Here is a 12,056-nt window from a genome sequence, read left to right as displayed (position 1 = left end):
GCCTACATATAGAGGCCGTGAAACTGGAAACCGTTGCGCCCGTTGTATTCCAGCGCCGGGGCCGGCAGGTGGAAGATGCTGAGCGTGTAGAACACGCGTTTCAGCAGTACGCTGCGGGTGGGAATACGGCGCAAATCCACATCGAGCGACAGGTAGAACTGGCGGTAGGGGCGCAGGCCCGCCGCCGCGTTGGTGCCGTCGTCATTGTACACCATGTCCTGGCCGCCGTAGCCGACGGCCGGCTGCAGCCAGCGCGGCCAGCGGTTGCCCGGTTTCAAAAAAGCGCCCACGTCGGTGCAGAGCCAGTAGGTCTGGCCGTTGTAGTCCTTGAGTAGCCGCTCGGGCACGTTGCTGCCCAACACGTTGGGCCGCTGCTTGGCGTAGCTGGTGAGGTGAAACGACCATTTGGGCATAATGCGGACGTCGTGCCAGGCCAGCTGCTGGGCCAGCAGCCCGGCCGAGCCCAGGAAATTGGCCCCCAAGTCCGTCGCCGAAGCCCCGTAAGCCGGGTCGAAGCCATCCAGGATTTCAATAGGGCTCTGCACTACGAAGCCCACGAAGGAGCCGTACCAAATGGCCTTTTTCTCGCTCAGTCCGGCCCAGCGGAGCATGTCCACGGCACCCCGGCTTTCCTGGAAGGCGCCCCAGAAGTGCCCACACTTGTCAAGCTGCTGCCACTCGGGCAGGTCGTTGAACCAGTGCAGCGAGGTCCGCTCACCGGTGTACCAGGCCGTGGTGAGGCCCGTGTAGATGACGCCATAGCTCAGCGCGGTGCCACCCACCAGCAGGCGCAGGCGACGCTTGCGCAGTGCGGCCGAGTCAGAGAGAGTGCGTGCGGCCGGGCCCATGAGCAGCACGCGGTCTGTGGCCAGGCTGTCTGGGGAAGCGGGGAATTGGGCCTGGCTGCGCAGCGGTGCCGCCGTGGCCAGCGCACTGGCCGCTAGCAGGAGCCTGCTTCGTCCCAAACTCCAATTCAAAAAGGCTGATGCCATGCGTCTCGGTCGAGCAATAAAAGCCAAAGGTAAGCCCGGAGAAACCCGTTGTGGGATGCACATTCCGTATCTTGCGACTTGGTTTGTCCGAGAAATAATTAAATAAATCAAAGGCAAACGTTTCCACAAATGCCCTGACCAAACTCTCTGCCAACCCCGGGTATTTACTCCATTCCTAACTCCCACCATTCCCAATTCCCACATGCAAACATTTCGACGCTTGGCAGCCCTGCTGCTGACCCTAGTTGCCTGGACTACCCAGGCCCAGGTCGTGACCACCTCGCCGGTGTTCTTCACCGACACCACGCCGGTCACCATCACTTTCGACGCCACGCAGGGCAACGGCGCCCTAGCCAACTTCACCGGCCCGGTCTACATCTGGACCGGTACCGTGACCAACCTGAGCAGCAGCAACACCAACTGGCGCAACGTGCACAGCCCCAGCTTTGGCACCGCCGACCCTACGGCCCTGATGACCCGCGACGCCGGCAACCCCAATATCTACCGCATTACCATCACACCGCGCACCTACTACCCCATTCCGGCGGCCGAAACACTGCTGCGTCTGGGCATGATTTTCAAGAATGCCGACGGTTCCATTGTGGGCCGGGCCACGGGCGGCGGCGATATTTTTGTCGATGCTGCGCAGGCTGGCCTCACGGCGCGCATCACCAGTCCAACGCCGGGGGCAGGCGGCAACCCGCTGTTCGTCAACCTTAATGCGCAGGTGAGCGTGACGGGCACGGCTTCGGTTTCGGCCAGCCTGGCGTTTAGCCTCAATGGCACGCCGGTGGCGCAGCAGGCCAGCGGCACCACACTCACTTCCAGCGTCACCATTGGCCAGACGGGGCGCAACGTATTGCGCTTCACGGCCACCAGCGGCGCTTCCACGGCCGTCGATTCCATCATCTTCGTGGTGCGGCCTGCGGTTACCATTGCCGCTTTGCCGGCCGGTACCAAAGACGGCATCACTTATCTGAACGGCGGCACATCGGTGATTCTCAACCTGACGGCTCCCAACAAGCAGTTTGCCTATGCCATTGGCGAGTTTAATAACTGGCAGACCCTCAACGGCGCCTACATGAACAAGACGCCCGACGGCAACAACTGGTGGGTGCAAATCAACGGCCTGACGCCCGGTCGCGAATACGCCTACCAGTACCTCGTGGACGGCACTCTGCGCGTAGCCGACCCCTACTGCGAGAAAATCCTCGACCCAAACGACGACCAGAACATCCCGGCCCGTACTTACCCAAATCTGAAATCCTACCCCACGGGCCAGACCACGGGCATCGTGTCGGTGCTGCAAACCAACCAGACGCCTTACGTCTGGACGGCTACCAACTTCCAGCGCCCCGCCCGCACTAACCTGGTGGTGTACGAGCTGCTGATGCGTGATTTCACCAACTACCACGATTACCAGACCGTGCGCGACACCCTCAGCTACCTTTCGCGCCTGGGCGTCAATGCCATCGAGCTGATGCCCATCAACGAATTCGACGGCAACGACAACTGGGGCTACAGCCCCGACTTCTACTTCGCGCCCGATAAGTACTACGGCACCAAGGTGGCCCTCAAGCAGTTTATCGACGAGTGCCACCGCCGCGGCATTGCCGTAATTCTCGACATGGTGCTGAACCATTCCACTGGCCAGAGCCCCATGGTGCAGCTCTACGCCGATGCCAACGGCGCGCCCTCGACCACCAATCCCTGGTTCAACCAGACGGCTCCGCATCCTTACAGCGTGTACAACGACTTCAACCACGCCAGCTCGCTCACCAAGTACTTCTCAAAACAGGTGATGTCGTTCTGGCTCCAGGAATACCACATCGACGGCTACCGCTTCGACCTGGCCGGCGGTTTCACCCAGACGCCTACCACTACCACCACATACCCCAATTACGACCAGTCGCGCATCAACATCTGGCAGGACTATTACCAGCACATGGTCAGCGTCGACCCCAACCTGTATCCCATTCTGGAGCACTTCCCCGACAATTCCGAGGGCACCGTACTGGCCAACTACGGCTTTATGCTATGGGGCAACGCTACTTATAACTACAACGAGGCCACGATGGGCTACCTGCCCGGGTCCAACTTCAGCTACGGCTACTACGGCAGCATCACCCAGGGCGGCCGCGGCTGGAACGGCCCCAACTTGGTAACCTACATGGAGAGCCACGACGAGGAGCGCCTGATGTATAAAAACCTCACCTTCGGCAATTTCGACCCCAACGGCAGCTACACCACCCGCGACCTCAACACCGCCCTGGCCCGCCAGGAACTAGCCTCGGCCTTCTTCTTCACCGTGCCCGGCCCCAAAATGCTGTGGCAGTTTGGCGAACTGGGCTACGACAAGTCCATCTTCATGTGCTCCGATGGGACCCTGCCCGCACCCTACGGCAACGACCAGTGCAAGCTGAGCGCCAAGCCTCCCGTGTGGACCTACTACCAGAATCCCAACCGCCGCCAGCTTTACGAAGTAACCCGCGCCCTCATTGCCCTCAAAAAGCGCGAGCCCGTGTTTGCCAACCCCACCAGCTACACCCAGTCGCTGGCCGACGCCGGCAAGTCCATCCACCTGAGCGATGCCAACACGAGTGTGACCGTCATCGGCAACTTCGACGTGACGAGTACCACCATCGACCCGGCCTTCCAGCGCACGGGCAAGTGGTACAACTACCTCAGCGGCGACAGCATCACCGTGACCAACGTCAACGCCCTCATTACCCTGGCGCCCGGCGCCTACGCCGTCTACACCTCGCGCCGCATCCGCAAGGCCGCGCTGCTCCCCACCAAAGCCAGCACCACCGACGCCCTGCGCCTCATTGCCGCCCCCAATCCCAGCAGCAGCACCGTCAGCATCCATTACGAGCTGGCCGCCCCGGCCACCGTCACCCTCACAGTGCACAACGTGCTGGGTGCCACCGTTCGCACCATTGCTGGTAGCGTGCCGCAGGCCACGGGCGCGCACGAGGTCACCCTCCCCGTGCAGGACCTGGCCGATGGCATCTACCTGGTGCGCCTCAGTACCGGGCAGCTTATCCAGACCACCCGCCTGGTCGTGCAGCATTAACTAATACGACTCCCATAAAAAAGGCCGCCTCTGCACAGAGGCGGCCTTTTTTGGCTTTAAGCAACGTGCTTTCTAAATAAGCTATACGGCTATCAGCTAAATAGCCTAGGCTTGCCTAGCGTGAAAGGCCACCAGGTCATCAATAGGGGAGCGAATGATTTTGCCGACTTCCATGCCGTGGTTTTTGGCCACCTGGGTTAGCACGTCGCGGAAGTTATAGCCTACCGAGCCTACGCAGTTGAACGTGTATTCCTGAAAGCGCGGGTAGTGCAGCACCAAGTTCTGGAAGAAGGTCTCGAAGGCATCGAACACGATTTCGCGACAGTAAGGCACATTGTTGTGGTCGTAGGCAAACTTGGCGAAGCTGGCCAGGTAGCGGTTGGGCAGCGGCTGGTTGTAGAGCCGGTCCAGAATTTCGTTGCGGGTGCCCAGGTGGTATTCTTCTTTCAGCGCCTCCTGGAGGCCATCCGGCAGTAGGCCGCGCAGGTAGTCGCGCAGCAGCCGCTTGCCAAAAAACGACCCCGACCCTTCATCGCCCAGGAAATACCCCAGCGAGTCTACATTATAGGTAATCTTCTCACCATCATAGATGCACGAGTTGGTGCCAGTGCCCAGAATGGCCGCGAAACCAGGTTTGTGGCCCAGCAGGGCCCGGGCCGCCGCCAGCAGGTCTTCGGTCACGTGGGCTTTGCAATTGGGAAAAAGCTGACGCAGCGCCGCCGCAATGACTTCAGCCTTCTGCGCCGATGAAACCCCCGCGCCGTAGAAGTGCACGTCGGTTACCTGCTCACGGGGCAAAGTATCGGGTAGGTTTTGGTTGAGGGAGGCCACGATAGCCGCAGTGTCCACAAAGTCAGGGTTGTAGCCCTCGGTATTAAAGTATACGCGGTTGTGGGCGTCGTCGAGCTGGCACCAGCTGCATTTTGTAGAGCCGCCATCGGCAATCAGTATCATAGGGGAGGGAATTGTTGAGCAGGGGAACGAAAGTAGCAATCAGTGCGGGAACAGGTCATAAAGACCGATTCGAGCAAACGATTGCAGCAATTTATTTTCAAAAAACATCCGTTATAGCGTGTCTGATTTTGAGGGTACTTGAAAAAGCCTGGCCTATTGCAGAAAATAAGAAGCCCAAGGTACGGGCCAAGTCCAACGGTCGACCCATAGGTAGAAGAGAGGAGCCCCAATAGAAGCCAAAGCCCCAGCGGGGCCGTACCCGGAGGGAGACCTCACCAAATAAGTGAGGCGCCTCCAGGGACGGCCCCGCTGGGGCTTTGCTTACCTGTTGCACCGCAAAACCAGCGCGGGTCGCTCCTCCGGAGCTGGGCCGCTGCATGGGCTGCTTAGAACGTGAAGCGCAGGCTGGCGGCTACATCGTTGTAGAAACCGGTGTAGCCGTGGAAAACCTCGAAGAAGGGCTTGTAGTCGACCCCAACGACAAAGGGCAGGTCGGGCAGTTTGTATTCGAGGCCCAGGATGAGGTCGGCGCCGATGGCGAGGTAGGTGTTCTCGTCGTAATAGTAGCCGCCTTTGTTGCCTTTGATAAAGTAAACGTCGCCGTTGCGGCCATTGTAATAATACCGCTCATCGGCGAAGTAGTAGCGGCCTTGGTAAGCACCAGCATGAAAGCCTGCGCCGTAATAAAACTGGAGGCCTTTGGCATCGGCGATGCTGTGGTGCTTCTCGCCCAGAATGGTGAGGCGGCCACCGTGGGCTTTGTACTCCGTCGTAAGCAGGCCCTCGATGGCTACACCTTTGCCGCTGCCCAAAAAGTGCTTAATGGTGAGGCCTGAAGACCAGCCGCCGCCCCGCAGGCCAATGCCGGTTTTGTAGCCGGAAGCGCTGCTACCGCCCCCACTGTTTGTCTTCTTTTTGGTCTGGGCCTGGGCCATCAGGCCAGGCATTGAAAGCAGGAGTAGAGCTAGCGTAATGCGTAGACGATACATAAGCGTATTAAATTAAGAAGTGTTAGACAATTTGGACAAAAGTAGTGCGCCGAAGCTTGAGGAGTACCACACAGGCGTTGCGTTCGTGCGTAACCCAGCGGAGCAATCAGCAGTAACCCTCTGAAAGTCCTTTCCTAAAATCAGTTATTCCCACTACATGGCCGCCCCCTCAACCTCCGATTCCAGCGACGTCTACGCTGCCTTTAAACAAGATGTAAACATGACGGCTGCTGAGCTGGAGAAGTGGCTCAAAACCGATGAGTCTAAATCGGTAGGCCAGGACAGTGGCGACGGCAGTAGCATCGGTCACCATTCCGGCGAGCACATTGTCCGTATCCTGCACAAGAAACAAGCCGACCTTACGCCCGATGACGAAGCCCACCTGCACAAGGTGCACAGCTACGTGAGCCGCCACCTGGCCCAAGGCCCCCACCATGCCGCCGACATCGAAGCTTCGCGTTGGCGCTACTCCCTCATGAACTGGGGTCACGACCCGCTGAAGAAATAGCAAGGCCACTGACTACAAAAAAAGGAGCTGCTGGAATCCCAGCAGCTCCTTTTATAGTTGAACTTATACCCGGTGAAACCGAACAAGCAGCTTAGGGAGTAACAGTTACTGTACCGCCAGTAACGTTAGCTGCGCTGCCGTTAACTACCAACTGCATTTTGTAGAGCCGCCATCGGTAATCAGTATTATAGGGGAGGGAATTATTGAGCAGTAGAACGAAATTAGCAATTAGTGTAGGAATGGTTCGTGTTTTTGCCTACAAACCCAAAAAAGCCCCGCCAGTAGGCGAGGCTTTTTTCCAAATCAAGCCCGATTAGGGACAGCGTGTGATGGTGTAAGTAGGTCTGGACGTAGCGTTCAGATTCAGCACCACATCGTAGCTAGTAATTGCTAGGAGGTGGCTAACCAACGGGCAGGCCCAACGTGAGACCGCCCGCCGGGATTTCCTTAGTAGCCGGTGTTTTGCTTGATGTTGGGATTCGCTACCAAATCGGTAGTGGGAATTGGGAACAGCACACGGAATGGCTCCACGTCGCGGCCGGTAGTGATGTCGCTCGCGCCCCGGTTGCCTTTGAAAGGCCAGTTGTAGCCCGATACGTACTTGCCGAAGCGAATAAGGTCGGTACGGCGGCTGCCTTCCCAATAAAGTTCACGGCCCCGCTCATCCAGGATGTTCTGGAGGCCATCGCCGGTGAAGGAAGCGAGTGCTGGAGCTCCGGCGCGTAAGCGCACGTCGTTCACGGCTTGCAACGCAGTGCCACTGGTACTGATGGGCTGAGCTCCGCGCTGCACAGCTTCGGCATACATCAGCTTAACATCGGCTAACCGGAACATTGGAAAATCAGTATCTGCAAACGTGCCAGTGACGTCCTTGCCAGGTACGCCAGTTGATGTGACGTTGCGCCATTTTGTTACCGCATAGCCATCGGTGAAAGCCGACGGGTCGGTAATCTCAAGAGTCTGCCCGGCCGTGTAAAATAAGGCACGCTGGTCGGTCGTAGCACCCGGGAAGCCGGGAAACAAATCGACTAGGTTGCGGCGTGCCCGCATGCCAAACCAGCCCCCGCTGATGATGCCATAGGCAGCCGCGTCCATTGAGCCGCCCACCGAGCCGTGCACTAGGAAGGTAGTGCCCCCGTAGTTCTGGGTGTTGATACCATCGAAAGCCACCGGGAAGATGATTTCGTTCCGGAGAGCTGCCCGGTCATTATCGGCCAGGAAGAGGTGGGTATAGTTCGGGGTCAGGGAGTAGCCCGACGAGGCGCGCAACAATTTATCAGCAGCTACCGCCGCCGCGTCGAAGTTGCCGGTAACAGAGGGGTTATACACCTTAGCGTTCAGGTAGAGCTTGGTCTGCAACGCCCAGCAAGCCCCTTTATCAGCCCGAGCATACACGGACCGAGGTGCTAGCAGGAGGGGCTCAATGGCGCGCAGTTCACTCTCGATGTAGGTATACACTTCGGCACGAGTACCTTGGCGCGGGTTTTCGCCCACAGTCGAGTTCTCCGTCACAAACGGCACATTGCCGAACATATCGATGGCGTGGAAATAGCTCAGGGCGCGCAGGAAACGAGCTTCGGCCTGATACTGACGTATGGTGCCGGCTTCAGGTCCGGTAATGCCACGGCTGGCCAGCTTATCGTCGGAGGTTTGACGAATGAACTCGTTGCAGGCCGAAATCTGGAAGAAAATCCGCTCATACATGGCGCGGATGAACTGGTTGTCAGCGTTCCAAGTCAGGCGGTTATAGTCGGGCAGGCCAGCATCGCCCCAAGCAATGATGGCTTCGTCAGTGGTCAGCTCTTGCGCTTTGAAGTATGCGCGAATGTAGTTGGAGTAGCCCTCGTCAATGAACGATAGGTCGGGCTGCGCCGAACCAGGGCCGTTGCCGCCCGTTTGGCCTGTTACGGCTAAGCCGCCATAGAGGCGAGCAAGCACTTGCAGGATTTGAGCCGGGTCGCGATAAATAACGTCGGCACTGGCCAGATAAGTAGGTGCCTGGTCCAAATCCTTGGTGCAGGAGCCTGCAGGAAGCAATACGGCAGCAACCGCCAGCATTCCCAGAGTACGGATGAACTTGTTACGCATATAAAACAGGGAATAAAGGGATTAGAAACCAAAGTTGAGGCCTACCGTGAACGTGCGCGGACGGGGATAAATCGTATTATCGATGCCCAACGAGCCATTGGTTGGGTCAACAACTTCCGGGTCGAGGCCTTTGTACTTGGTAATCAAGAACAGGTTCTGAGCTGCTACCGAGAGGTTTAGCGTAGTACCTTCCTTCAGAAGCGAGCCAAAGTCGTAGCCCAACGTTACGTTCTCCATGCGCAGGAAAGAGCCGTTCTCGATATAGTAATCAGAAATGAACTGGCGGTCAGTATTTTTAGTGAAGCCCGAGTAAAGTGCTTCGTCAGAAACGTTGCGCACAAAGCCATTGGAGTTTTGCACAAACAGAGCACGGGCGCGCAAGTTGTTGTACACATAGTTGCCAAGGTTGGAACGCATTGTGAAGGCCAGCGAAGCCTTCCCGTAGTTCATGTTGGCTCCAAAGCCGAGGACGGCTTGCGGGCGGCCTGATTTGTAGCGGTACAAGTCTAGGCTATTGATAGTTCCATCACCATTGCGGTCTACAAATACACCTTCAACCGGCTTACCATTGGTGTCATACACCTGCTCATACACGTAGAAAGACTGCGAAGCGTAGCCCACCGTATTCACTTGGATGGTCTGGCTGCCCAAACCGTCAAAGTTGGAGATGTTACCGGTCTGAATGCCTACCGCGTTGGGATTGTCCGAAGTGGTGAGCTTGGTCAGCTTGTTGCGGTTCAGGGTAGCATTGGCGTTTACGGTCAGGTTGAATTTTTCGCCCTTCACCACGTCTACGTTAGCAACCACCTCAATACCACGGTTTTCAAGCGAACCTACGTTGAAAAGGCCTGCATTGGATTGGTTGGAGCCAGCACCCACGAATACGTTGTTCAGCAGGTCGTTGGTAGTGCGCTTATACACATCAACTGTACCGTAAAAGCGGCCACCGAAGAAGCCATAATCCAAGCCGATGTTAAACGTATTAGTGGTTTCCCACTTAATGTTGGTGTTATACAGGTTGGCGCGCAGGGTGCGGTAGAACTGGCTGCCCAACTGGTACTGCGCCGTGCTGGTACTCAGCGTTGAGAGCGGCAGGTAATTATAGAGGTTAGTAATACCGATGTCCTGCTGGCCGGTCTGGCCATAGCCGAAGCGTACTTTCAGGTCCGATACAAATTTGGAATCGGCCAGGAAATTCTCGCCTTTTACACGCCAGGCCACTGCACCAGCGGGGAAGTAGCCCCACCGATTGCTCGGACCAAACCGCGAGGAACCGTCAGCCCGCAACGTGCCCGTAAACAGGTATCGGTCGCTGATATTCAGGTTAGCCCGGCCATAGAACGACAGCAGGTTATACTGGTCGGTGTACTGGAGCTGCCCATCGTAAGTCCGGTTTGCTGGAATATATACTGAGCCGTCAGCTTTGTTATCGTCGAAGTTGAATTGGGTGTTGCGGAACTGCTGCCATGAGTAGCCAGCCAAGACTTCAAGGTGCGTTTTGTCGCCCAGGTCGTGGGTGTACTTGGCATAAGTTTCCAACAGCAGGTTGTCGAGATTCTGCTTATACTGACGACTAATACCGCCACGGGTGAAGTCAGAAGCGGCCGACGCGGGTACGGCCAGCGTGCCTTCGCCGCGCTGCACGTCGTAGCCCAGGTTTACGTTAGCACTGAGGCCGGTTAGGAACGGCAGTTTGTAGTCGAGTTGCAGGTTGCCGATGCTACGTTTAACCGTGCTCAGGTCTTGGCGTTGGTTAATTAAGCCTACCGGGTTGCGCAGAGAAGAGTTATTGTTCAGCGTATAAGTATTGCCGGCAGCTGGCAGTAGAAACTCAAAATAGCCGCCATATGGCTGAAAGCGCGTCTCGGAGCCCGTAACTGGCTGGGTAGGGTCAAAGTAAACGGCCGAGTTCACGGCGCTTTGGGCCGAGAAATTGTTTTTGATAACTGAACCCTTCACGTTGATGTCAATCTTCAGATTGTCATTGAGCAGGCGTGGTGTAATGCCTACCGAACCTGAGTAGCGGTCAAGGCTGTTCTTAAGCAGCAAGCCATTCTGATTCAGATAGCCAGCCGATACCCGGAACGGAACCTTGCCCGCCGAGCCAGTTACGCTCACGTTGTTGTCAGTAGTGAAAGCCGCCCGGTAGATTTCCTTCTGCCAGTCAGTATTTGCTGTGCCGAGGCCTGCCTTTTGCGTGGCGTTGCCATACTGATTTACATAGGCTCGGAATTCATCGGCAGTCAGTACCGGCACGTACTTGGCCGGCGTGGCTACTGAGTTCAATGTTGAGACATTCACCCGGATTTTTTCACCTGAAATTCCACGCTTGGTCGTTACGATGATAACACCGTTTGAAGCCCGTGAACCATAGATGGCCGTTGATGAAGCATCTTTCAATACTGTGATGCTCTCAATATCGTTGGGATTGATGAGCGACAAAGGATTGGATGCGCCAGCAAGAGTGGCATTATCGACTGGTACCCCATCAATCACAATCAGTGGCTGGTTGGAGGCGTTCAGTGATGAGCCACCGCGGATAAGAATCTGGGTGCCGGCCCCAGGGGCCCCGCCACCGCTGGTGATTTGCACGCCAGCGACCTTACCTTGTACTAGTTGCTCGGGGTTGGTTACCTGGCCTTTCACAAACTGCTTCTCAGTAATCTGTTCTACGGCCCCGGTCACATCTTGGCGGCGTTGCGAGCTATAGCCTACCACCACCGCTTCCGAGAGCTGGGTAGTATTTTCCGTCAGCTCTGCCGCTACTTCGGTGTTCTGGCCAGCCGTTACCGTTACCGGACGGCGTACCGTATTGTAGCCTACGAACGAGATAACCAGGGTGTGTGCCCCGGCTGGTACGTTCTGAATGTTGTACGTGCCGTCCATATTGGACGAGCTGCCTAATGTTGAGCCCTCGATGAGAACCGTTGCGCCAGGAATTCCTTCGTTCTTGCTATCGGTTACCTTGCCACTGACCGAGCCCGTCTGAGCATACGCTCCCGGAACAAAGCCGAAGCACACAAACGATAGCAGAAACAGGAGTTTCGCTAAATAGGGGTGTTTCATGAAATGAGAAAAATTAATGGTGGGAAAAATTTTTGGTATTGGGGCCGTAAAGTTACCGAAAAATAGCATCGATACCTGTTGAAGGTAGTTTTGTATAGCCCCTTTAATTGGTGTTTACTTAGGATATAAATGAGGGTTTACGCATATTGTTTTTAAGATGTGCTTGAGCATAAATAGTGGCAGTTGTTGGGGTAATTTATTGTTTTGCAACATGTTGAAAATCTGCTTGCATGCCCGGTTTAACCATTTTAGCTGTGAATAATCATTTGACATGAGCGAAATGGCCAGAAATTGCAAACGATAGCACAGTGAGAAAAAAAAGATTGGATTGATAATCGTTTGTTTTTGGACAAACGATTGTATTTCGTAATTGGATTCACCCA

At 56.2% G+C, this 12,056-nt stretch carries 7 protein-coding genes; 2 read left to right on the top strand and 5 right to left on the bottom strand.

Features of this window, described 5'->3' with window-relative positions:
* Positions 1 to 2 precede the first annotated feature (2 nt).
* On the bottom strand, positions 3 to 965 hold the full coding sequence (locus J4E00_RS01735; protein WP_236049375.1) for a DUF2279 domain-containing protein: 963 nt from the start codon (positions 963 to 965) through the stop codon (positions 3 to 5).
* A 229-nt stretch (positions 966 to 1,194) separates the two neighbouring features.
* Here J4E00_RS01735 and J4E00_RS01730 point away from each other — a divergent pair, with 229 nt between their 5' ends.
* Positions 1,195 to 4,068: an alpha-amylase family glycosyl hydrolase gene (locus J4E00_RS01730; RefSeq protein ID WP_208173283.1), complete on the top strand. Its 2,874-nt coding sequence runs from the start codon at positions 1,195 to 1,197 to the stop codon at positions 4,066 to 4,068.
* A 105-nt stretch (positions 4,069 to 4,173) separates the two neighbouring features.
* On the opposite strand, the gene J4E00_RS01725 is transcribed toward J4E00_RS01730, so the two are convergent.
* Together J4E00_RS01725 and J4E00_RS01720 are read right to left on the bottom strand one after the other, a co-directional pair.
* Positions 4,174 to 5,022 (bottom strand): N-acetylglucosamine kinase, encoded by an 849-nt coding sequence (locus J4E00_RS01725; protein ID WP_208173282.1) that lies wholly within the window; start codon positions 5,020 to 5,022, stop codon positions 4,174 to 4,176.
* 386 nt (positions 5,023 to 5,408) lie between these two features.
* A complete protein-coding gene (locus J4E00_RS01720; RefSeq protein ID WP_208173281.1) occupies positions 5,409 to 6,011 on the bottom strand; it encodes a hypothetical protein in 603 nt (200 codons plus the stop codon).
* A gap of 157 nt (positions 6,012 to 6,168) precedes the next feature.
* On the opposite strand from J4E00_RS01720, the gene J4E00_RS01715 reads away from it, so the two are divergent.
* A complete protein-coding gene (locus tag J4E00_RS01715; RefSeq protein ID WP_208173280.1) occupies positions 6,169 to 6,519 on the top strand; it encodes a DUF3140 domain-containing protein in 351 nt (116 codons plus the stop codon).
* Between the two features lie 447 nt (positions 6,520 to 6,966).
* Here the strand turns inward: J4E00_RS01715 and J4E00_RS01710 are convergent, their stop codons facing one another.
* Positions 6,967 to 8,607 carry a RagB/SusD family nutrient uptake outer membrane protein gene (locus J4E00_RS01710; protein WP_208173279.1) on the bottom strand — a complete coding sequence of 547 codons (1,641 nt, stop codon included), beginning with the start codon at positions 8,605 to 8,607 and terminating at the stop codon, positions 6,967 to 6,969.
* A gap of 21 nt (positions 8,608 to 8,628) precedes the next feature.
* Complete coding sequence (locus tag J4E00_RS01705; protein ID WP_208173278.1) at positions 8,629 to 11,673, bottom strand: SusC/RagA family TonB-linked outer membrane protein; 3,045 nt, start codon at positions 11,671 to 11,673, stop codon at positions 8,629 to 8,631.
* Between the last annotated feature and the right edge of the window lie 383 nt (positions 11,674 to 12,056).

It is taken from the genome of Hymenobacter negativus, assembly GCF_017571495.1.
Lineage (GTDB): Bacteria > Bacteroidota > Bacteroidia > Cytophagales > Hymenobacteraceae > Hymenobacter > Hymenobacter negativus.
Note: the sequence above shows the minus strand (reverse complement) of the source record. Positions and strands in the feature narration are given on the sequence as shown.